Origin of the sequence: Amycolatopsis regifaucium (assembly GCF_001613935.1) — a bacterium.
GTDB lineage: Bacteria > Actinomycetota > Actinomycetes > Mycobacteriales > Pseudonocardiaceae > Amycolatopsis > Amycolatopsis regifaucium.
Genome location: NZ_LQCI01000010.1, coordinates 187,724 through 209,509 on the forward strand (window position 1 = coordinate 187,724; position 21,786 = coordinate 209,509).

The window sequence follows — 21,786 nt, forward strand, 5'->3', positions numbered from 1 at the left end:
TCAGAACATCCCGTTCGGCACTTCCGCGGCGGGCGGTACGGGCTGCTTGACGTCCCAATGTTCCACAATGAGCCCGTTTTCGACGCGGACGATGTCGACGACGGCCGCGCCGCGTTCGTCGCCGGACGGGACCACGTGCAGGTGCACGACGGCGTGGTCGTCGTCGGCGATCACGCGTTTGACGGAGACTTCCGCGTCGATCAGCGGCGAATTCCGCATCGCCGCCACGAAAGCGTCACGGCCGGAGGGAAGGCCAGGGCTGTGGGTGCGGAAATCCGGGTGCACGTTCGCGCCCGCGGCGGCGAAGTCCTTGTGTACGAACAAGTTCTCGAAGCAGTCGAGGACGATCTTCTGGGTCGTTGTCATACGGGCATCGTTTCGCTTGGCCACGCCGCCGTCGATTACCGCGGAGGTAATGCCTCAAAGCGGCGGGCGGACCCGGCGGCCGCGGATCGCTTCCGGTTCGCCGTAACGATCGACGATCCGGGCCAGCAATTCCCTCGCGTCCGCGACCCGCTCTTCGCCGAATTCCGCGGTGAGTTCCTTTTCCAGCGCCGCCCGATGTTTTCGTGCCCCTTCGACGGCGCGTTCGGCCGTTTCGGTCAGGTGCAACCACCGGGTCCGCGCGTCGGCGGGATCGGGTACGCGCCGGAGCAGCCCCCGGCGTTCGAGCTCGGCGACCACCTTCGAGGCCGCCTGCTGGGTCACGCCCATCCGTCCGGCCAGCGCGGAGATAGACAGCGGTCCGGCGAGCACGTGCTGGAACACCACGCCGTCGTTGAACCGGGTTCCGCCGATCCCGTCGGCGGTCAGCCGTCGCTGGATCTCGCCGCTCATCGCCCAGCCCGCGAACAGCGAGATCAGTGACAGGTCGAGATCTGCGGGGTTAGGATCCACAACCATGGTTGTGGAATCTAGCATCCCGCCGCGTGAACTGCTGGAGGAGTTCGTCCGGGTCGCCCATCGGATCGTCTGGTGCACGCTGGCGACGGTCGACCGCCGAGGGCGGCCGAGGTCGAGGGTGGTGCACCCGATCTGGGAACAGCGGGACGGCGAACTCGTCGGGCACCTGTTCACCCGGCCCACTCCGCTGAAGAAGACGCATCTCGCGCGGACGCCGTTCGTCTCGTGTTCGTACTGGGATCCGGCGCACGAGGTCGCCGTCGCCGAATGCGGCGCCGGTTATGCCGACGACGAGGAAACGCGGCGACATCTGTGGCGGCTGGCCGAGGAAACGCCGGAGCCGCTGGGCTTCGACCCGAGGATCATGGGCGGCGAAGATCCACTGGATCCGGACATCACCGTGCTGAGGCTGGTGCCGTGGCGGATAAGTACCGGCGGCAAGGCCTGGCGGCTGGCGGACCCGGCCGCTTAGGCCGCACCGACCTTCCGTTCGAAGACCAGGCCCTCGGCGGCGCGCAGGCCGACGCTGATCGCACCGGTCAGGACGCCGTCGTCGCCCAGTTCGCCCTGGACGACCGACGGGACGAGCGGGGTGAACGAGCGCAGCGCGCGGTCGATCGGGTCGAGCAGCAGATCGGCCGCGGTGCCGATGCCGCCGCCGAGCACGATCAGTTCGGGGTCGATCACCGCGGCCACCGACGCGACCGTGTACGCGAGCCTGTCCGCTTCGGCCTCGACGGCACGCAAGGCGAGTTCGTCGCCATCGCGGGCGAGCCGGAAGACCTCGCGGGCCGATTTCGCCGTGCCGAGGCCGAGTTCGCGGGCGCCGCGGACCACGGACTGCGCCGCCGTCGCCTCTTCGAGATGACCACGGACCGGCGGCGCGTCTTCGCCTTCACCCGCCGCGTGTGACTGGCCGTAGGGCAGGTAGCCGATTTCGCCCGCGGCGCCCGTCGCGCCGCGGAAGACCTCGCCGTTGACCATCACGCCCATGCCGACACCGGTGCCGATGGTGATGCAGCCGAACACGGACGCGCCGCGCGCGGCACCGCGTTCCCATTCACCGACGGCGGTGAGGTTCGCGTCGTTCTCCACCATGAGGTCCGGGCCGAGAACGCCTTCGAGTTCGTCGAGCAGGCCTGCCTTGCCCCAGCCGGGCAGGTTCGGCGCGTGCCGGAAGCAGCGTTTGGCCGGGTCGGCGACCCCGGGCGAGCCGAGGACGCGCACGACGATGTCCGCCTGGCTCAGCCCCGCTTCGCGCACTGTCGCCGCCGCGAGCGCGCCCACGGCGCTGACGAGCGCGGTGCCGGAACGCGAGGTGTTCCGTTCGTCACGGCGGGCGACGACGGTGTGGCCGAGGTCCGAGACGGCGACACGGAGGTGTTCGCGTCCGATGTCGACACCGAGGACGTATCCGGCCGTGGGATCCGCCTCGTAGAGCACGGCGGACCGGCCGGTGCCGGTCGAGGTGTGCCCGGTCGCCCTGGCGAGGCCCGCCGCTTCGAGAGCCAGCAACGCTTGGCTCACCGTCGGCTTGGAGAGACCGGTGTCCTTGGCGACTTGCGGCCGGGTGGCGGGGCCGCTGCGGCGCAGGAGGTCCAGCACGGCGCGCTGATTGATCTTCCGCATCCCGGCCGGGGTGCCGACGGGCGGACTTTCTGCGCCAATCACGAGCTTCGCCTCCTGTCGAACCAAAGTGTTCCACCAAAGTTATCCGGCTCCGGCCCGGAATGGGCAAGAAGGTTTACATTCGGTGGTCCTCGGCGACGATAAACGGCTCGGGGGCGCGCATCGCGCACGCCGCGCGCGAAAACCGGTGATTCACCCGGTATTCGGACGGGTGCTCCCAGTGATCGATAATGGTCTAGACCAAGCGGCGCAGGTTTCGGTCAGGCGACGTGACGGCTCGCCGGCCGCCGGAATCCCCTGTGCTGGCGGGGGCGTTCGGGGGTTTCGCCGGTTTCGCCGCCGGTTTCCGCGGTGACGGAGCCGGGGTTGCCGGCCGTCGTCGCCGGACTGGGGAGGTCGCGCAGGCGATGCTGACGGTTCACCACGAACAGCAGGACCAGTCCGAGGACGACCAGCCCGTGGGTGAGCACCCGCCCGGCGGTGACCTGCCCCGAGACGAGGTCGCCCGCCGACAACGCCAGGAGCAGGGCGACGAACCCGGTCAGCGCCGGCAGCTGCCCGGCCGCCGCCTTCGTGCGGACGGCCGCCCAGCCGAGGCCGACGCCGACGGCGAGGTTCCACGCGCTGCTCTCGTGCGCGAGGTGCCCGACCAGGGATTCCGCGCTGTGTCCCGCCGCGTGGTCCTCGACGCCCAGTAGTTGGGCGAAGGCGAGGCCGAGCTGGGCGATCGCGACCAGGGCGAGCGCGATCCTGGCGGGCCAGCCTTCGCGCGGCGGGGCGGGGGTGCGGTCCAGGATGACGGCGGTGAGGTCCGGGACCGGTGGCGCCGGCCGCAGCAGGATCGTCCGGTGCAGCCGCTCCGCGCGAGCGAGCCACGACCGGCAGGCGGCGCAACCGGCCACATGCCGGTCGACCGCCTCAGGTGGGGCGGGTTCGGTTTCGCCGTCGAGCCGGGCAGACAGGGCCTCGCGGCAGGTCTCGCACTTCACGTCTCACTTGTCGGGCGCGGGCCTGCCACGGTTCCCGGCGCGCTGCTACGTTTCTCCTATGGCCGGGCCGCGTAACCACGACGACGAGCGGGTGACCGCGCTCGCGCTCGCCGCCGCCCGCGGTGACCGGCGGGCGCTCGAGGACTGGGTGCGGGCCACGCAGGCCGACGTCTGGCGGTTCGTCGCGCACCTCGCCGACGTCGGCGCCGCCGACGACCTCACCCAGGAGACGTACCTGCGCGCGTTCGGCAGCCTCCGCCGGTTCGCCGGCCGGTCCTCCTCGCGGACCTGGCTCCTGTCGATCGCCCGGCGCGTGGTCGTCGACCGCATCCGGGCGGCCTCGGCGCGCCCGAAACTCGCCGACGTCGATTGGGAAGCGACCGCCGAGCGGCGCGGGGCGCGTCACGCGGAGGGCGTCGCGGGGTTCGAGGATCTGGTGGAGCTGCGGATGCTGCTCGACGGTCTCGACCCGGAGCGGCGTGAGGTCCTCGTCCTCACCCAGGTTCTGGGGCTCTCGTACGCCGAAGCCGCCGAAATCTGCGGCTGCCCGGTCGGTACCGTGCGCTCGCGGATCGCCCGCGCCCGCGAAGACCTGCTCGAAGCGGGCCGGGAGCGCGACTCCATCTGACGCGTTTCGTCCTCTAAGTGCGGTAGTTCGCGCTGCCAACTACCGCGTTCAGAGGACTAAATGCGGGCCGCGCTGTGGCACGCCACACATTTCGGGGCGGTGGCTGTCATCTGGTCACACAAATGGCCGGGCACGACTACTCCGCGTTGACTAGGCCGAATGCCGATGCCTAGCGTGTCGCCATCCGACCCCAGGCCGCGCGAGGGTCCCCGCCTTCTCCGCGCGCTCTCGAAGGGATCTTCCCGATGGCCAGTCCCACCACTGGAACCCACGGCGAGGCTCCGGATTCCGGCGGCCTCGGCCGTCGCCGGTTCCTGAGCTTCCTCGTCGCCGCCCCCACGCTCACGATCGCCACGAAGATCGGCATCGACGGCTTCGCGCCCGAAGAGGCCGAAGCCGTCATCCCGACCCTGCCCGGTCCGGCCGAGATCCTCGACCTCGGCGACGTCCTGATCCTCTCGAACGCGCCCACCGCCAACCTGCTCGTGCTGGAAGTCCGCGAAGACGGCAGCGTCCGGTTGGAACTCCCGCGGACCGAGGTCGGCCAGGGCATCACGACGGCGAACGCGATGCTGGTCGCCGAGGAGCTGGACCTGCCGCTCGACCGCGTCGACGTCGTGCTCTCCGACGCCCGTTCGGAACTGCTGTTCAATCAGCTGACCGGCGGTTCCAACACGATGCGCTCGCTGTACACGCCGGTGCGCACCGCCGCGGCCGCCGCCAAGGCCCGGCTGGTCGCGACCGCGGCGAGGCAGTGGGGCGTCCACGCCGAGCGTCTGTCCACAAGGGACGGCTCGGTGATCGCCGCGGACGGACGGCGGCTGACCTACGGCGCGCTGTCCAAACCCGCCGCCCGCGCCGACCTGGGGAAGCTCACCGTGACCCCGAAGGCGGAGTCCGCGCACAGGCTGGTCGGCACCCCGCAGTCCCGCAAGGACGCCCGCGCGATGGTCACCGGGCAGCTCAAGTACACCCTCGACCTGGACATCCCCGGGGCGAAGCCGGTGATGGTCCGCCGCCCGCCGACGATCAACGGCACGGTCAAGAAGGTCAACAACGAGGCCGCCGTGCGGGCGATGCCCGGAATCATCGACATCGCCGTGATCCAGACCGGGGTCGCGGTGCTGGCGGAGACCTTCGGCCAGGCGCTCGACGGCAAGAACGCGCTCGACGTCACCTGGAACGCCGGCACCGTCGACGGTGAGAACAACGCGACGATCAAGAAGAAGCTGCGGGCCGCCGCGCTGCCGTTCGTCGTGCCGCCGCTGCTGACCCAGTACGTCGACGGCGAATTCGACTTCGCCTTCGCCAGTCACGCGCCGCTGGAGACCAACTCCGCGGTCGCCGACGTCCGCGAGGACAGCGCGACCATCTGGTCCGGGTTGAAGGTCCCGATCCTTGCGAAGCAGAACATCGCCCAAGAACTCGGGCTGCCGGAGAACAAGGTCACCGTGCACGTCCAGCAGGCGGGCGGTTCCTTCGGCCGACGGCTGTTCTCCGACGGCGCCATCGAGGCCGCGCGTGCGTCCAAGGCGTTCAAGCGGCCGGTGCGGCTGATGTGGAGCCGGATCGACGACATGCGCCACGGCCGCGCCCGTGCCGCGAGCCACCACAAGATCCGTGCCACCTTCGCGCTCGGCCAGGTCCTCACCTTCGAGCATCGTGTCGCCAGCGTCGAGACCGACTGGGGACACGGGCTCGGCGAGGTCCTCACGGCCTTCGCCGCGAAGCTGCCGGTCGGCGGGAACCTGAGCTTCGCGCAGACGGTTTTCCTGCTGACGGTGAAGTCGCCGTACAACTTCGGCGTCACGACGCAGCTGCTCAACGAGGTCCCGGTCGACTTCCACACCGGTGCCTGGCGGTCGGTGTACTCGTCGAGCACGCGCGGCGCGGAAGAGATCATGGTCGACGAGATCGCCGCCAAGCTCGGTAAGGACCCGGTGGAGTTCCGGCGCGAGTTCATCAAGGACGAACGGCAGCGCGCCGTGCTGGACAAGGTCGCAGAACTCGGCGAATGGGGCAAGAAGATGCCCAAGGGTTTCGCGCAGGGCGTCGCCGTGCACGGCGAGTACAAGTCGTACACCGCCTGCCTCGTCGAACTCGACGGGCGCGACCCGAAGAAGCCGCGTGTCACCAAGGCGACCATCGCGGTCGACGTCGGCAAGCCGATCAACCCGCGCGGGCTCGAAGCGCAGATGCTCGGCGGTCTGACCGACGGCATCTCGACGACGCTGACCGCCGGGCTGCACATCGACAAGGGCCTGCCGCTGGAGGGCAGCTACTCGCAGTTCCACTACGCGCGGCAGAAGAACTCGCCGATGGACGTCAAGGTGGTCGTGATGCCCGGGACGGGTGAGATCGGCGGTGCCGGTGAACTCGGCGTACCCGCGCCGGTCGGCGCCATCGGGAACGCGTACGCGCGGGCCACCGGCATCAAACCACGCAGCTTCCCGGTCGACTTCCCGGTCGACTTCGAACCCTTCCCCCGCTGACTTTCCTTCCCGCCGAGGAGTTCCGATGCCCAACTACACCTTCACGGTGAACGGGAAGACCGTCACCGTCGACGCGCCCGCGGATCTGCCCATGCTGTGGGCGCTGCGCGACAAGCTCGGCGTCCGCGGCCCCAAGTACGGCTGCGGGATCAACGTCTGCAAGGCCTGCACCAGCCACCTCGACGGCGAGGCGTTCAACCCGTGCGTGACGCCGGTGTCCGAGTGCTCCGGCCGCGACGTCACCACCATCGAAGGCCTCGCCGACGGGGATGACCTGCACCCGGTGCAGGAGGCTTGGCTGGAGCAGGACGTCGCGCAGTGCGGTTACTGTCAGCCGGGTCAGATCATGGCCGCGGTGGCGTTGCTGAAGAAGACGAAGAACCCGACCGACGCCGACATCGACGCCATCCAGAACGTCTGCCGGTGCGGCACTTATTTCCGGATCCGCGAGGCCATCAAGAGCGCGGCCGCGAAGATGTGAAATCCCGCCGGTGCGGTGAAAAACCCGTGTCCGCGCCGCACCGGCGGGGCCTTTCGCCTTCGACAGGCCACCTCCGGGGAAGTCGTGTTAGATGGCGTGCCCAGGGACTCGACGAGGAGCCCCTGCCCCGGAGGACGTCCATGCACTACCGAACTGTGCTCCGCGAAGGCTCGGCCGCCGTCGTCGCCGAACTCGCCGTCGAGGTGGAAAAGCAGCTTCCCGGGCTCATCGAAAGCACCGTCGAGCAGATCCGTGCCGAGATGCCGGTGTACCGCGACGCGCAGTTCGTCTCGCTCGCCGAGTTGCGGACGTCGGTGCGGAGCAACCTCGAGTTCGTCATGCGGACCCTGCGCGGCACGGAGGAACCCGATCTCGCGCAGGCCCGGGCGACCGGACGCGCGCGGGCGTTGCAGGGCGCGCCGTTGCCGGAACTGCTGCGGGCGTATCGGATCGGCCTCACCGAGGTGTGGAACCGGTTCGTCGAACTGACCGCGTCGGAGGAGCATCAGGATCTTCGCGGGCTCGTGGCCGCGACCTCGGCGATCTGGGCACTGATCGACGATTACGCCGAGGCGTTGACGACGACCTACCGTGACACCACCGCCGAAGTCATGCTGACGCACCAAAGCAGACGCTCGGCGTTGGTCGAAGCGCTGTTCGCCGGCGGGGCGGCCACCGAAGGCACCCTGTGGGACATCGCGCGCGTGCTCGAACTCTCGCTCGACGGCACCTACGTGGTCGTGGCCGCGGAAACGCCGCGCGTCGGACACGAACCGTTGCCGCAGATCGAGAACCGGCTCCGCGAACGGCAGCACGCGTCCGCGTGGCGGCTCACCCCGGACCTCCAGGTCGGTGTCGTGTCGATGCGGGATCCGGCGGCGCCCCAGGTGATCATCGAGCTGCTGCGGGAGAACCAGACCGGCCGGATCGGGGTCAGCCCGGTGTTCACCGGCCTCGGGAACACCTCCCGCGCGCTGCACCTGGCGAGGGTCGCGCTTTCCAGCATGCTGCCGGGGACGACGGGAATGGTGCAGTTCAACGAATCCCCGCTCGCCGGTCTGGTCGCCAGCGCGCCGGAGGCGTCGGTGCAGCTCGCGCATCACGTGCTACGGCCGATCCTGGACCTGCCCGGCGACGACCGGAACGTGCTGCTGCTGACGTTGCGGGCGTGGTTCGAATGCCAGGGCTCCACGAAACTGACCTCGGAGCGGATGTTCTGTCACCCCAACACGATCCGGCACCGGCTGAAGCGGATCTCCGAGGAATTGGGCCGTTCGCTGAGTGATCCGGCGGACATCGCCGAGCTCGGCGCGGCTCTGCGCGCGCTCCACATGTTCCCGGACACCTCGCATCTGCCCTCGCCGCGGGATCCGCTGCGCTAGGTTCGTCCTCATGGAACAGTTCGCCATCGGCGGAGACCTGCCCGTGCGCCGCCTCGGGTTCGGCGCCATGCACCTGCCGACCGAATCCGGTCCCGCGCGCGAGAACGCGATCGCCGTCGCGCGGCGCGCGGTCGAACTCGGCGTCACGCTGATCGACACCGCGCACCTCTACGGTGGGGGCGCGAACGAGGAACTACTCGCCGAAGCGCTGTACCCGTACCCGGAAGACGTAGTGGTCACCACCAAGGTCGGTGTCGTGCGGACCGGGGACGACTGGAAGTACGACGCACGGCCGGAATCGCTGCGGGTGCAGGTCGACGAAGGCCTGAGACGGCTGCGTGTCGAGCGGATCGAGCTGCTGCAACTGCACCGCATCGACCCGGAGACTCCGCTGGCCGACCAGCTCGGCGCGCTGAGGGACTTGCGTGACGAGGGCAAGATCGGCCGGGTCGGGCTGTCCGAGGTCACCGCCGGCGAACTCGCGCGGGCACGGGAGATCGTGGACATCGCGAGTGTGCAGAACCGCTACAGCCTCTTGGACCGCTCGTACGAAGCGGTGCTGGACGCGTGCGAGGCGGCAGGGATCGCTTTCCTGCCTTGGCGGCCGGTGCTGGGCGCCGCGTCTTCCGCCACTGTCGCGCTCGCGGCCGTCGCTTCCGAACTGGGGGTGACCACGGCGCAGGTGGGGCTCGCGTGGCTGCTCGCGCGGTCGCCGGTGATCCTGCCGATCCCGGGAACGGCGAAGCTCTCGCATCTGGAGGAGAACGTCGCCGCGGCGGAGGTCAAGCTGACGGCTGAGCAGCTGAAGCGCTTGGGCTCGTGAGGTTTTTCCGTCGTTAGCGACCGTGCTGTACTTCACGCGAGCAAGCCGCAGGTCCCGGGTAAGTACCTAAGACTGGGCTCGTTAGTGAGACCCGAACACTCACGAGGGTTTGACGGCCTCCACCAGCACCCGCCGCGAATGCGCGACGAACTTCCCGTCGGTCTCGATCATCCGATGGAGTTCCGCGAGCTTGTCGCGGTAGGTCTCCACCTCGAACCCCGGCACGATCCAGATCACCTTCCGCAGGAAGTGCACCACCGCGGCGAGGTCGAAGAACTCCATGCGCAGTTTCGCCGGTTCCAGCCGTTCGACCCGCAGTCCGACGGCTTCCGCCTCGACGCGCAGCACGTCGGGTGTCCAGTCGCCGTAGTCCTGCGGGCCGAGGAAGAACTCCTTCAGTTCGCGGACGGTCCCGGCACCGATCTGTTGCGACAGGAAGATGCCACCCGGTCGCAGCACGCGCGCGATCTCCCGCCACGGGTTCGCGATCGGATGGCGGCTGCTCACCAGGTCGAAGGACTCGTCGGGAAAGGGCAAAGGCGCGTCGTACTCGGCCTCGACGACCTCGCCGCCCAGTGGAGCGAGGGTCTTCCTGGCGACCTCGACGTTCGGCGGCCAGCCTTCGGTCGCGGCGAGGACCGGCGGCGGTTTCGGGATGCCCGCGAGCACCTCGCCGCCGCCGGTCTGCAGGTCTAGCCCGGCCGAAGCCGCCGCCATCCGTTCGCCGAGCAGTCGTGAGTAGCCCCACGGTGGCCGTTCCTCCGTGGCCCTGCCTTCGAACCACGAGAAGTCCCAGCCTTCGATCGGGACGGCCTCTCCTTCGGCGAGCAGCTCTTCGAACGTCATGTCCGCAGTCTCGGCTCTCCGGCCGGGTGGGGCAACGCGATTTCGGGTGGTCTCAGGCGTCGGTGGACCGCTTCCACAGGTTGATGTCGGCTTCGGTGGCGTAGCGGTCGATCTCGGCCAGTTCTTCGTTGGTGAAATGCAGGTTCTTCAGCGCGCCGACGTTGTCCTCCAGCTGCGCGACACTGCTCGCGCCGATCAGCACCGACGTCATCCGCGGATCGCGCAGCCCCCACGCGAGCGCGAGCTGGGCCAGCGTCTGCCCGCGTCGCTGAGCGATCTCGTTCAACGCCCGGATCTTCCCGAGGGTGTTTTCGGTGATCGTGTCCGGGTTGAGCGATTTCCCTTGCGCGGCGCGGGAATTCTCCGGAATGCCGTTGAGGTAGCGGCTCGTCAGCATGCCCTGCGCCAGCGGCGAGAACGCGATGCAGCCCGCGCCTTCGGCTTCGAGGGTGTCGAGCAGTTTGTCACCTTCGAGCCACCGGTTGAACATCGAGTACGACGGCTGGTGGATCAGCAGCGGCGTGCCCAGTTCCCGCAGGAGCCGGGCGGCTTCGGCGGTCTTCTCCGACGAGTACGACGAGATGCCGACGTACAGCGCGCGTCCGGAGCGGACGGCGGTGTCGAGCGCGCCGACGGTCTCTTCGAGCGGCGTCTCCGGGTCGAAGCGGTGTGAGTAGAAGATGTCGACGTAGTCCAGGCCCATCCGGCCGAGCGATTGGTCCAAAGAGGACAGCAGGTACTTGCGCGAACCCCATTCGCCGTACGGGCCGGGCCACATGTCATAGCCGGCCTTGGTCGAGATGACCAGTTCGTCGCGGTACGGCTTGAAGTCCGACGCCAGCAGCCTGCCGAAGTTCTCCTCGGCCGAGCCGTACGGCGGCCCGTAGTTGTTGGCGAGGTCGAAATGGGTGATGCCCAGGTCGAACGCCCGCCGCGCGATGTCCCGCTGCGTGCCCAGCGGTTTGTCGTGCCCGAAGTTGTGCCACAGGCCCAGCGAGATCGCGGGCAGTTTGAGGCCGCTGCGCCCGGTACGGCGGTACGGGATGCTCTCGTATCGGCCCTCGGCCGCGACATAGGTGCTCACGAGCCCGATGCTAGCTGTCCGGACGCCCTTGAGAAGAGCGCGGCGACCGAGCCAAGGTGATCTTTGAAGGCCGAAGGCCGTTCGACCTCGAAGGGAGCGCCGATGGCGGCGAGGATCAGTACGGGCCAGTCGAAGGTGTCGACGTTCATCGTGAGACGGCAAGACGTCTCGTCGACGGCTTCGAGCGCGCCGCCGAGGTAGCGCACCGCCGCCTCGACCTCGGCTTTCGGCGCGTCGACCCGGACGACCAACGTATGCGTGGTCGGCCTGGCCTTGATCTGGGCCTCGACGAACTTGACCGCGTCGCCGCCGGGGATCTCCCGCGGCCGGTAGCGGGCACCGGTGGTGCGCGGCTCGCTGAGCCTGTCGACGCGGAAGGTGCGCCAGTCGACCCGATCGAGGTCCCACGCCACCAGGTACCACCGGCGGCCGAGTGAGACGAGCCGGTGCGGCTCGACCAGCCGCGCGGACTCCTCGCCGCCGCGCGCCGCGTAGTCGAACTTCAGCCGCTCGTCGTCCCGGCAGGCCTGCGCGATCACCGTCAGGCTGGCCGCGTTGACGCGGGGACCCGTGACCGCCGCCGGCGTCGTGTACGCCTGGAGCGCGTCGACGCGTCTGCGCAGCCGGGGCGGCATCACCTGGACGACCTTCGTCAACGCCCGGACCGACGTCTCCTCGATACCCTCGACCGAGCCGCTCGCCGCCGTCCGCAGGCCCACCGCGATCGCCACGGCTTCCTCGTCGTCCAGCAGCAGCGGCGGCATGACCGTGCCCGATCTCAGCTGGTAGCCACCCGCGACGCCGCGGCTCGCGTTGACCGGATAACCCAGCTCACGGAGCCGTTCGACGTCGCGTCTCAGCGTCCGCTCGCTCACTTCGAGCTTGTCGCTCAGCTCGGTTCCCGACCAGAAGCGGTGTGTCTGCAGCAGGGACAGCAGCCGCAGCATCCGCGCACTCGTGTTCGCCATGAATCCAGATTCGCTCCGATTCCGGTCAAAAAGTGGCCGGAATTAACTTTAGCGTTGTCCCCATGACGATGACAGTGGACACCCCGAGCGTCGTGACCTCGGAAAACACCCTCGCGGCAACGCCGTATCGCTGGCGCTGGCCCGCGCTGTTCGTGATCCTGACCGGTTCGGTCATGGAGTTGCTCGACATGACGGTCACGAGCATCGCCGGGCCGGTCATGCGGGCTTCGCTCGGCGGCGGGACGGCGATGATCCAGTGGCTCGGCGTCGCCTACACCCTCGCGATGGTGTCCGGCCTGCTCACCGGCGGACGGCTCGGTGACATCTTCGGCCGCAAGCGCATGTTCCTGATCGGCGCGATCGGCTTCGTCGTCGGTTCGCTGTTCTGCGCGATCGCCGTGAGCCCCGAGATGATCATCGCCGCACGGGTGGTGCAGGGCCTGTTCGGCGCCGCGATGATCCCGCAGGGCCTCGGCATGATGAAGGAGATGTTCTCCGGCAAGGAGCTGCAGTCCGCCTTCGGCATGTTCGGTCCCGTCATGGGGCTCGCCGCGATCGGCGGCCCGATCCTCGCGGGCTGGCTGGTCGACGCCGACCTCTTCGGCACCGGCTGGCGGATGATCTTCCTGATCAACCTCCCCATCGGCGCGCTGGCCGTGCTCGCCGCGCTGAAGTTCCTCCCGGAGTCCCGTCCCGGCGGTTCACTGACCCTCGACATCCCCGGCGCGCTGCTCGCCACGACCGGGGCGCTGCTGATCGTCTTCCCGCTGGTGCAGGGGCGCGAGTACGGCTGGCCGCTGTGGACGTTCGCGATGATGGCGGCCGCGATCGGCGTGTTCGGGATCTTCGCGTGGTTCGAAAAGCGCAAGAGTCTCCGCGGTGGCGACCCGCTGGTCGAGCCCAGCCTGTTCCGCAAGCGCAGCTTCCTCGCCGGGATGGCGACCGGGACGATCTACTTCGCGGCGTTCTCCGGTTTCGGCCTCGTGTTCACGCTGTACCTGCAGCTCGGGCTCGGTTTTTCGCCGCTCAAGGCCGGGCTGACCGGTGTGCCGATGTCACTCGGGATGATCGTCGGGATGGGCCTGGTGCAGGTGGTGCGCAAACACGGCCGCAAGGTGCTGCACACCGGCGCGCTGATCATGACCGCGGGCGTGGTCGCCCTGTTGCTGCTGCTCGGTCCGGAGACCGGGCCCTGGCTGATCGCCCCCGCGCTGCTGGTGGTCGGGATCGGATCCGGGCTGATCATGGGGCCGTACTTCGAGATCGCGCTGTCCGGAGTGGAACCGTCGGAGGCCGGATCGGCGTCGGGCGCGCTGACCTCACTTCAGCAGGTCGGTGGCGCGCTGGGGATGGCCCTGCTCGGTACGGTCTTCTTCGACGCCGGGACCGCCGACCCGACGGACGCGGCGCAGCGGACGTTCTGGGTGGTCGCGGTGATGGTGTTGCTGACCTTCGCGGTCGGGTTCCTGCTGCCCAAGCGGATCCGCGACGTAGAGTCGGCCGGGTAGGCGATCGAGCTGGGAGGCCGCGTGGCTGGGACCGGGTACTTCACATCCGTCGAAGACGTGACGGCGAAGCTCGCCGACACCGGCTACCTGGCCTCCGCGGCCGTCGCCACCACGGTGTTCCTCGCGGACGCCCTCGGCAAGCCGTTGCTGATCGAGGGCCCCGCCGGGGTCGGCAAGACCGAACTGGCCAAGGCGGTCGCGGAGGCGAGCGGCTCACGGCTGGTGCGGCTTCAGTGCTACGAGGGTGTCGACGAGTCCCGCGCGCTGTACGAGTGGAATCACGCGAAGCAGCTTCTCCGGATCACCGCCGGCAAGGACGAGACGTGGGACGAAGCCCGCAACGACATCTTCGGTGAGGAATTCCTGCTGGCGCGGCCGCTGCTGACGGCGATCAAGGGCGACGAGCCGACCGTCCTGCTCATCGACGAGACCGACAAGGCCGATGTCGAGATCGAGGGCCTGCTGCTGGAGGTCCTCGGCGATTTCCAGATCACCGTCCCGGAACTCGGCACGATCAGCGCCGGGCGCAAGCCGTTCGTGGTACTGACGTCGAACGCGACCCGGGAACTGTCCGAGGCGCTGCGGCGGCGTTGCCTGTTTCTGCACATCGATTTCCCCGACGCGGCACTGGAACAGCGCATCGTGCGCCTCAAAGTGCCTGGCGTCGACGACGCGCTCGCGGCGTCGGTGATCAAGGTGATCACCGCGCTGCGGGCGATGGAACTGCGGAAGGCGCCGTCGGTCGCGGAGACCATCGACTGGGCCCGAACGCTGCTGGCGCTCGGCGCCGACAGCCTCGGCGAAGACGTCGTGCGCGCGAGCCTCGGCGTCATCCTCAAACATCAGGAAGACGTCGTGAAGGCGGACACGCGGCTGGAACTCGGCAAGGTCCTCGACTCGTGAGCGGCGTGCCGGGCAGGCTCGTCGAATTCGTGGAAGCGTTGCGGGAACACGGGATCCCGGCGGGTCCCAGTGAGACGGTCGACGCCGCCGCGGCACTCGAAGTGCTGGGGCTGGCCTCCCGTGAGCAGATGCGGGAAGGGCTCGCCGCGGCACTGGTCCGGCGTGGCGGTCAGCGCGCGGTGTTCGACGCGACATTCGACATCTACTTCCCGCTCGGGATCGGCGCGCCGTCGCAGGATCCCGTCGAAGATCTCGCCGCCCTGCGCGATCGGCTCGCCTCCGCGCTGGCCGCCGGCGACCAGGCGGAACTGACGCAGCTGGCCGGGCTCGCCGTCGACATGCTGGGGGAGTACGGCGGCACCGCGGGCTCCGGCGGCTGGTCGGCGCACCAGACGCTGGAACGGCTTCAACCGCAGACGCTCGTGGTACGCGTGCTGGAAGCGATCCGCGCGGGGGCTTCGGCCGATTTCACCGACCGGCTGGACCGCGACGATGTCCGCCGCCGGGTCGAAGGCTTCCGTGGAATGGTGCGGACCGAAGCGCGGCGCAGGGTCGCCGAAGTCCGTGGCCGCGAACGGGTTTCGCGGCACGCGGTCCCGCCCGCCGCCGACCGTGTCGACTTCCTGCTCGCCAGCCGCGCGCAGCTCGCCGAACTCCGCCGCGTCGTGCAGCCCTTGTCACGCAAGCTCGCCACCCGCCTGGCCGCTCGCCGCCGACGGCACGCGCGCGGGCGGATCGACCTGCGCCGGACGCTGCGGCGTTCGCTGTCCACCGGCGGCGTCCCGATGCGGCCGTCGTACCGGCGGCACCGGCCGGGGCGGCCGGAAATCGTGCTGTTGTGCGACATGTCGGGTTCGGTGGCCGGATTCGCCAACTTCACCATGCTGCTCGTCCAGGCTCTGCGGGACCAGTTCAGCAAGGTGCGGGTGTTCGCGTTCATCGACGCGTGCGACGAGATCACCCACCTCGTCGACACCGGCGCGGCCGACCCCGAGGACCTCGGCGCGCGCATCCTCGCCGACGCCGAACTCACCCGATGGGACGGGCACAGCGACTACGGGCACGCGCTGGGGGAGTTCGTCGAGCGGTACTCGGACGCCATCGGCCCCAAGACGTCCGTGCTCATCCTCGGTGACGCCAGGACCAACGGCGGCGACCCGAATCTGGCCGCCGTGAAGGGAATCGCCGCCGCGGCGAGGCACACGTACTGGCTCAATCCCGAGCGGACCGCGCTGTGGTCCACGGGAGACTCGGAGGCGCACGCCTACGCCGAGGTCGTCGAGATGCACGAATGCCGGAACGTGCACCAATTGACGCGACTGGTGACCAGGCTCCTGCCCGCTTAGGGCTTCAGGGCGGCTTTCCCGTAGGCGTCGGCGTTGCTGAACACTTCCTGCCCGTACTGGGCGGAGTTGTTGTAGGTAAGCACCGCGTTCCACCAGCCGGTGGGCTTGCCGAGGTCGCCACCCTTCGCACACAGGTAGCGCGCCGTCGTCATCGCGGCGTCGTCGATGTTCTGCGGGTCCGGCGCGGCGCCGTCACCGCTCGCGCGGACGCCGTACCGCTTCCAGGTGGCGGGCAGGAACTGCATGGGGCCGACCGCGCGATCCCACTTGGGGTCGCCGTCGAGGGCGCCCTTGTCGGTGTCGACGACCGCCAGCACGCCGGGCGAGCCGTCGAGCGGGATGCCGATGATCGGCGGCGTCACGACGCCGTCTTCGCCGGCGCGGGAGCCGTCGTGCCGGGCGTGCTGGGACTCGGTCCGGCCGATCCCGGCGATGGTCGCCCAGGTGATTCCGCAGCGAGGCGTGGTCGACGCGGTCTTCTCGGCCGCGTTCACATAAGCACGCAGCGCGCGCGAAGGGATGTCCGTGTTCTCCGACACCTTTGCGATCCAGGCGTCCTTCGCGGGCTCCGCGGGCAGTGGTCCGGCGTCACCGGGGATCGCCGAACGCGGGGCGGGCTTGAGGTCGGGGACGACGAATTCGGGCTTGACCGGCCCCGGCTCGCGGTCGCCGAGGCTGACCACCACCCACACGGCCCCGGCCACGAGGGCGCCCACGACCAGCAGCGCGAGCATCACGCAGCCACGCGGTCCGCGCCTCTTGGGCGCTGGTTGCCACTGGTCCATCAGATCCAGGGTCGAAGGGGACGAAGCGGTCACCGGTTCCACGGTACGTGACGCTTGTGGAGAAGTTGTGAAGCCCGCCGTCACCGGTGCGTTTCGTCCTCTGAATGCGGTACTTGCACATGCAACTACCGCATTCAGAGGACGAAATGCGGAGGCCGGGTACCCGGAACGCCCAGTTCACGCTGTTCACCCGGTTGACAGCGGTTCGTCCGGGTGGTGACACTAGTCCGCGTTAGGAAGGTTTCTTAACGAGGGCTCGCCGCGCCCGGCTCCACGGAACGCACTGAAGCTTCTGAAGGAGGCTCAAAGTGGTACGCACAAGATGGTGCGCGGCGCTGGTCACGGTGCTCGCGGCCGCCTCGCTCCCGTTCTCCGCCCAGCCCGCTTCCGCGGCCGCGGTCCAGTACGAAGCCGAGAACGCGGTGATCTCCCAAGGCGTGGTCGAAGCCAACCACGCGGGATTCACCGGTAGCGGTTTCGTCAACTACGACAACGTCACCGGCAGCTACGTCGAATACACCGTCACCGCGGCGCAGGCGGGACAGCACACGCTGACCTTCCGCTACGCCAATGGGACCACGGCCAACCGCCCGCTCGACGTCACCGTCAACGGCACGCTCGCCGCCGACGACCTCGCGTTCGCGGGCACCGGCGCGTGGACGACCTGGCGCACCGTCACCGCGACGGTGAACCTGGCCGCGGGCACCAACAAGATCCGCACCACCGCCGTCACCGCGAACGGCGGCCCCAACGCCGACTCGCTGTCCGTCGACGGCGGCGGTGGCGGCCCCGTCACCGGAACCCCCGTGGAGATCAACGGAAAGCTCCATGTCTGCGGGGTCAAACTGTGCAACCAGTACGGCAAGCCCATCCAGCTGCGCGGGATGAGCACGCACGGGATCCAGTGGTACAGCCAATGCGTCAAGACCGCTTCGCTGGACGCGCTGGCCACCGACTGGAAGGCCGACATCCTGCGGGTCGCCATGTACATCCAGGAAGGCGGCTACGAAAGCAATCCGCGCAAGTACACCGACATGATGCACAACTACATCGAGGAGGCCACGAAGCGCGGGATGTACGTCCTCGTCGACTGGCATCAGCTCGATCCCGGTGACCCCAACGCGAACCTGAGCCTCGCCAAGACCTTTTTCGCCGAGATCGCCCAGCGGCACAAGGACAAGGTCAACATCATCTACGACGTCGCCAACGAGCCGAACAACGTCACGTGGGCGCGGGTGAAGAGCTACGCGGAGCAGATCATCCCGGTGATCCGCGCGCAGGATCCGGACAGTGTCGTCTTCCTCGGCACCCACGGCTGGTCGACGTTCGGCATCTCCGACGGACGCGACGAGAACGACATCCTGAACAACCCGGTCAACGCCACCAACATCATGTACACGTTCCACTTCTACGCCGCGTCGCATCAGGACGAGCACTACGACGCGCTGGCGCGGACCGCCGACCGGATCCCGGTGTTCATCACGGAATTCGGCACCCAGACCTACACGGGTGACGGCGGGAACGACTTCGCCTACTCGCAGAAGTACCTCGATCTGCTGGCCGCCAAGAAGATCGGCTGGACCAACTGGAACTTCTCCGACGACTCCCGCTCCGGCGCGGTGTTCAAGAGCGGAACCTGCGCCGGAAACTCCTTCACCGGCACGTCGATGCTGAAGCCGGCCGGGGTCTGGGTGCGCGACCGCATCCGCACTCCGGACGACTTCCCGACCGGCTGACCCCCCGCGTTTCGTCCTCTACTTGCGGTTCTTGCGTGTGCAACTACCGCGAGTAGAGGACGAAACGCGTCAGGCGAGCCAGGCGTCGATGTCCTGGTGGATCGAGCGCTTCAGCTCGGCGGGCGCGAAGGACGCGTCGACGGACGCCCTGGCGAGACGCGCGAGCGCGAGGTCGTCGTAGTCGAACGCCTCCCGCGTCCGCAGGAACTCGTCGGTCAGCGTGGTCCCGGTGATCGACGGGACGTCGGTGCTGAGGGTGACCACGAGCCCGGCGTCGACCAGCCGGGGAAGTGGATGCTCTTCGAACGACGGCACGAGCCCGAGCGTCACGTTCGACGACGGGCAGACCTCCAGCGCGATACCGCGCTCCCGTACCTCGGCGACCAGCGCGACGTCCTCCAGTATCCGGATGCCGTGGCCGATCCGTTCGCTGTGCCCGAGGTCGAGTGCTTCGCGGATGCTGTCCGGGCCGGCGTCCTCCCCGGCGTGGTGGATCAGGTGCAGCCCGGCCTCCTCGGCCTCGTCGCAGATCCCCGCGAACGGTGCGAGCGGATACTTCTCCTCGCCCGCCAGGCCGATCGCGATCACCCCGTCCTGGGCATACCGGCGGGCGAGGTCGAGGGTGCGCCGGGCGCGTTCGACCGACCGGCGGCGCGAATGGTCCAGGATCACCCGGGTGGTGAGCCCATGCTCGGCCGCGCCGATCGAGAGTCCTTTGAGGACGGACGCGAGCGGCATGTCCGGCTCGTCGAGCCGTTCGCCGTGCGACGCCGCCGTGAAGGTGACTTCGGCGTAGCGGACGCCGTCCGCGACCTGGTCCGCGCAGAACTCGCGCGCCACCCGTTCGAAGTCCTCCGACCGTTGCAGACAGGACCGCAGCAGGCCGTTGTAGTCACCGAACGCGCGGAATCCGTCGAACACGGGTTGTTCGGCGGGGACGGCGACACCGTTCGCGTCGCCGAGATCACGGAGCGTGTCCGGCCGGATGGTGCTTTCCAGATGGACGTGCAGATGGGCTTTGGGCAGCAGCGAAAGATCCCGCATGAGCCCGAACCTACTGGCCGTCCGCCGGGCGCGCGCCCCCTTTTTCGACCGTCCGACCAGCACACCAATCCGAAATGAGTGATTTGGCGCGCTACGGGGAACCCGATGACCACAACCGGTCGTTGACCAGACACCAGACGACCCCTAGGAAAGGGACCACAGTGCCTCTACTGCGGAAGTTGACCGCCCTGGCCGGCACCGCCGGGGCCGTGCGAGCCTACGTGCGGAAGAACCCTGAGAAGGTCTCCAAGGTCGTGAACAAGGCCGCGACCTTCGTCGACCACAAGACGAAGGGCAAGTACCACAGCCAGATCGACGGCGCGGTGCGCAAGGTCGACGGGATGACCGGACGGCCGTCCCCCCGTCGCCCCTACGAGCACTGAGCCGTTAGTTCTCCGCTGAAAGCGTCTCGAGGATCTGCTCGCCGTATTTCGCGAGCTTGTTCTCACCGACGCCGCTGACCGTACTCAGCTCCTGCAGCGTGGCGGGCCGTTTGGTGGCGATCTGGCGCAGGGTCGCGTCGTGGAAGATCACGTACGCGGGCACTCCCTGCTCCTTCGCCGCCGCGGCCCGCCACGAACGCAGCAGCTCGAACACCGGCGCCGCCTCGGCGGGCATGTCGGCGGCAGCGGCCTTCTTCGCGCCGGACCGGGCCGCCGCCTTGGCCGCCCGCTCCGGCTCGCGCCGCAGCTGGACCTTCCGCTGTCCGTTCAGGACCTCGGCGCTGCCCTCGGTGAGCACGAGCGAGCCGTAGTCGCCCTCGACGGCGGCGAGTCCCTGCGCGAGCAACTGCCGCACGACGGCCCGCCACTCGGGTTCTTTCAGTTCCGTGCCGATCCCGAAGACCTTCAGCGAATCGTGCCGGTGCTGCGTCACCTTCGGCGTCGACTTGCCGAGCAGGATGTCGATGATCTGTCCCGCGCCGAACTTCTGCCGCCGCTCGTTCTGCAGCCGGACGATGGTGGAGAGCAGTTTCTGTGCCGGGATCGTGCCGTCCCAGGTCTCCGGCGGCGCCAGACAGGTGTCGCAGTTGCCGCACGGCTCGCTCCGCTGCCCGAAGTAGCTCAGCACCTGCACACGACGGCATTCGACCGTCTCGCACAGCGCCAGCATCGCGTTGAGGTGGGCGCTCAGCTGCCGCTTGTACGCCTCGGACCCCTCCGACATGTCGATCATCTTGCGCTGCTGCACGACGTCTTGGAGGCCGTACGCCAGCCACGCCGTCGACGGCAGCCCGTCCCGGCCCGCGCGGCCTGTCTCCTGGTAGTAGCCCTCGATCGACTTCGGCAGGTCCAGATGCGCGACGAACCGCACGTCCGGCTTGTCGATGCCCATGCCGAACGCGATCGTCGCGACGACGATCAGCCCGTCTTCGCGCAGGAACCGCGACTGGTGCTCAGCCCTTGTCCGCGCGTCCAGCCCGGCGTGATAGGGCACCGCCGGGATCCCGTTCTCCACGAGGAAGTCCGCGGTCTTCTCCACCGAGTTCCGCGACAGGCAGTAGACGATCCCCGCGTCACCCTGGTGCTCGGTGCGCAGCAGTTCCAGCAACTGGCGCTGCGGTGAGTTCTTGCCGACGATCCGGTACTGGATGTTCGGCCGGTCGAAGCTCGCGACGAAATGCCGCGCGTTCTCGAGGTTGAGCCGGGAGGCGATCTCGGCGTGCGTCGCCTTGGTGGCGGTGGCGGTGAGCGCGATCCTCGGCACGTCCGGCCAGCGTTCGTGCACCGCGGACAGCATCAGGTAGTCGGGCCGGAAGTCGTGCCCCCACTGGGAGACGCAGTGCGCCTCGTCGATGGCGAACAACGAGATCTTGCCGCGATCGAGCAGCCGCACCGTCGACTCGACCGAGAGCCGTTCCGGTGCCAGGTACAGCAGGTCGAGTTCGCCGGAGAGGAACGCGGCCTCGACCCGGTTGCGCTCGGCGTAGTCCTGTGTCGAGTTGAGGAAACCCGCGCGCACGCCGAGGTTGCGCAGCGCGTCCACCTGGTCCTGCATCAACGCGATCAGCGGTGACACGACGACGCCGACACCGGGCCGGACGAGGGCGGGGATCTGGTAGCACAGTGACTTCCCGCCGCCGGTGGGCATGAGAACGAGCGCGTCACCGCCTGCGATGACGTGTTCGACGATGGCGTGCTGTTCGCCGCGGAAGCTGTCGTAACCGAAAACCCGGTTCAGCGTTTCGAGGGCTTCCGAGGTACCGATGTCGGGGGCTGCCACCCGGCCGATTCTAGGG

General features: G+C 68.8%; 21 protein-coding genes. 11 read left to right on the forward strand and 10 right to left on the reverse strand.

The features are described from left to right. Both AVL48_RS13235 and AVL48_RS13240 read right to left on the reverse strand, forming a co-directional pair. A complete protein-coding gene (locus tag AVL48_RS13235; RefSeq protein ID WP_061983268.1) occupies positions 1–366 on the reverse strand; it encodes a nuclear transport factor 2 family protein in 366 nt (121 codons plus the stop codon). A gap of 54 nt (positions 367–420) precedes the next feature. Beyond that, the gene (locus AVL48_RS13240; protein WP_061983269.1) at positions 421–903 is read right to left on the reverse strand and encodes a MarR family winged helix-turn-helix transcriptional regulator; all 483 of its coding nucleotides are present in this window, start codon (positions 901–903) and stop codon (positions 421–423) included. Between AVL48_RS13240 and AVL48_RS13245 the strand changes: the two genes are divergently transcribed. After that, positions 902–1,375 carry a pyridoxamine 5'-phosphate oxidase family protein gene (locus tag AVL48_RS13245; protein WP_061983270.1) on the forward strand — a complete coding sequence of 158 codons (474 nt, stop codon included), beginning with the start codon at positions 902–904 and terminating at the stop codon, positions 1,373–1,375. The genes AVL48_RS13240 and AVL48_RS13245 overlap by 2 nt on opposite strands. On the opposite strand, the gene AVL48_RS13250 is transcribed toward AVL48_RS13245, so the two are convergent. Beyond that, positions 1,372–2,574, reverse strand: a complete 1,203-nt coding sequence (locus AVL48_RS13250; protein WP_061983271.1) for an ROK family transcriptional regulator — start codon at positions 2,572–2,574, stop codon at positions 1,372–1,374. The genes AVL48_RS13245 and AVL48_RS13250 overlap by 4 nt on opposite strands. A 218-nt stretch (positions 2,575–2,792) precedes the next feature. Continuing rightward, positions 2,793–3,521 (reverse strand): zf-HC2 domain-containing protein, encoded by a 729-nt coding sequence (locus tag AVL48_RS13255; protein WP_061983272.1) that lies wholly within the window; start codon positions 3,519–3,521, stop codon positions 2,793–2,795. A 58-nt stretch (positions 3,522–3,579) separates the two neighbouring features. On the opposite strand from AVL48_RS13255, the gene sigC reads away from it, so the two are divergent. From sigC to AVL48_RS13280, 5 genes are all read left to right on the forward strand, one after another. Continuing rightward, positions 3,580–4,149, forward strand: coding sequence for an RNA polymerase sigma factor SigC (gene sigC, locus AVL48_RS13260; RefSeq protein WP_061983273.1), 570 nt, complete (start codon positions 3,580–3,582; stop codon positions 4,147–4,149). 245 nt (positions 4,150–4,394) lie between these two features. After that, positions 4,395–6,641, forward strand: a complete 2,247-nt coding sequence (locus tag AVL48_RS13265) for a xanthine dehydrogenase family protein molybdopterin-binding subunit (RefSeq protein WP_061983274.1) — start codon at positions 4,395–4,397, stop codon at positions 6,639–6,641. A gap of 25 nt (positions 6,642–6,666) precedes the next feature. Continuing rightward, positions 6,667–7,122: a (2Fe-2S)-binding protein gene (locus tag AVL48_RS13270; RefSeq protein WP_061983275.1), complete on the forward strand. Its 456-nt coding sequence runs from the start codon at positions 6,667–6,669 to the stop codon at positions 7,120–7,122. Positions 7,123–7,262: 140 nt separating this feature from the next. Further along, a complete protein-coding gene (locus AVL48_RS13275; RefSeq protein WP_061983276.1) occupies positions 7,263–8,504 on the forward strand; it encodes a PucR family transcriptional regulator in 1,242 nt (413 codons plus the stop codon). A 10-nt stretch (positions 8,505–8,514) separates the two neighbouring features. Next, positions 8,515–9,327 carry an aldo/keto reductase gene (locus AVL48_RS13280; RefSeq protein ID WP_061983277.1) on the forward strand — a complete coding sequence of 271 codons (813 nt, stop codon included), beginning with the start codon at positions 8,515–8,517 and terminating at the stop codon, positions 9,325–9,327. 99 nt (positions 9,328–9,426) lie between these two features. Here the strand turns inward: AVL48_RS13280 and AVL48_RS13285 are convergent, their stop codons facing one another. From AVL48_RS13285 to AVL48_RS13295, 3 genes are read right to left on the reverse strand one after another with little or no spacing between them, the layout of a single operon-like run. Then, positions 9,427–10,173, reverse strand: coding sequence for a class I SAM-dependent methyltransferase (locus tag AVL48_RS13285; RefSeq protein WP_061983278.1), 747 nt, complete (start codon positions 10,171–10,173; stop codon positions 9,427–9,429). A 52-nt stretch (positions 10,174–10,225) separates the two neighbouring features. Continuing rightward, positions 10,226–11,257 (reverse strand): L-glyceraldehyde 3-phosphate reductase, encoded by a 1,032-nt coding sequence (mgrA, locus tag AVL48_RS13290; protein WP_061983279.1) that lies wholly within the window; start codon positions 11,255–11,257, stop codon positions 10,226–10,228. Beyond that, a complete protein-coding gene (locus AVL48_RS13295; RefSeq protein WP_341865659.1) occupies positions 11,254–12,225 on the reverse strand; it encodes a helix-turn-helix transcriptional regulator in 972 nt (323 codons plus the stop codon). Before AVL48_RS13295 ends, mgrA begins: the two co-directional genes overlap by 4 nt. A gap of 62 nt (positions 12,226–12,287) precedes the next feature. Between AVL48_RS13295 and AVL48_RS13300 the strand changes: the two genes are divergently transcribed. Genes AVL48_RS13300 through AVL48_RS13310 form a run of 3 tightly spaced genes read left to right on the forward strand, consistent with a single transcriptional unit; the run spans position 12,288 to position 15,982 of the window. Next, the gene (locus AVL48_RS13300; protein WP_061983280.1) at positions 12,288–13,733 is read left to right on the forward strand and encodes an MFS transporter; all 1,446 of its coding nucleotides are present in this window, start codon (positions 12,288–12,290) and stop codon (positions 13,731–13,733) included. A gap of 21 nt (positions 13,734–13,754) precedes the next feature. Beyond that, the gene (locus AVL48_RS13305) at positions 13,755–14,636 is read left to right on the forward strand and encodes an AAA family ATPase (RefSeq protein WP_061983281.1); all 882 of its coding nucleotides are present in this window, start codon (positions 13,755–13,757) and stop codon (positions 14,634–14,636) included. Further along, positions 14,633–15,982 (forward strand): vWA domain-containing protein, encoded by a 1,350-nt coding sequence (locus AVL48_RS13310; protein WP_061983282.1) that lies wholly within the window; start codon positions 14,633–14,635, stop codon positions 15,980–15,982. Before AVL48_RS13305 ends, AVL48_RS13310 begins: the two co-directional genes overlap by 4 nt. On the opposite strand, the gene AVL48_RS13315 is transcribed toward AVL48_RS13310, so the two are convergent. Further along, positions 15,979–16,800, reverse strand: a complete 822-nt coding sequence (locus tag AVL48_RS13315; RefSeq protein ID WP_244162307.1) for a lytic transglycosylase domain-containing protein — start codon at positions 16,798–16,800, stop codon at positions 15,979–15,981. The two genes, AVL48_RS13310 and AVL48_RS13315, sit on opposite strands and share 4 nt — an antisense overlap. A 275-nt stretch (positions 16,801–17,075) precedes the next feature. Here AVL48_RS13315 and AVL48_RS13320 point away from each other — a divergent pair, with 275 nt between their 5' ends. Further along, complete coding sequence (locus tag AVL48_RS13320; RefSeq protein ID WP_061983283.1) at positions 17,076–18,503, forward strand: cellulase family glycosylhydrolase; 1,428 nt, start codon at positions 17,076–17,078, stop codon at positions 18,501–18,503. Between the two features lie 69 nt (positions 18,504–18,572). Here AVL48_RS13320 and add read toward each other — a convergent pair whose 3' ends face one another. Beyond that, entirely contained in the window at positions 18,573–19,547 is a 975-nt protein-coding gene (gene add / locus AVL48_RS13325) for an adenosine deaminase (RefSeq protein ID WP_061983284.1), read from the reverse strand. 161 nt (positions 19,548–19,708) lie between these two features. Between add and AVL48_RS13330 the strand changes: the two genes are divergently transcribed. Continuing rightward, positions 19,709–19,930: an antitoxin gene (locus AVL48_RS13330; RefSeq protein ID WP_061983285.1), complete on the forward strand. Its 222-nt coding sequence runs from the start codon at positions 19,709–19,711 to the stop codon at positions 19,928–19,930. A gap of 4 nt (positions 19,931–19,934) precedes the next feature. On the opposite strand, the gene recQ is transcribed toward AVL48_RS13330, so the two are convergent. Then, positions 19,935–21,770, reverse strand: coding sequence for a DNA helicase RecQ (gene recQ, locus AVL48_RS13335; protein WP_061983286.1), 1,836 nt, complete (start codon positions 21,768–21,770; stop codon positions 19,935–19,937). Positions 21,771–21,786: the final 16 nt, after the last annotated feature.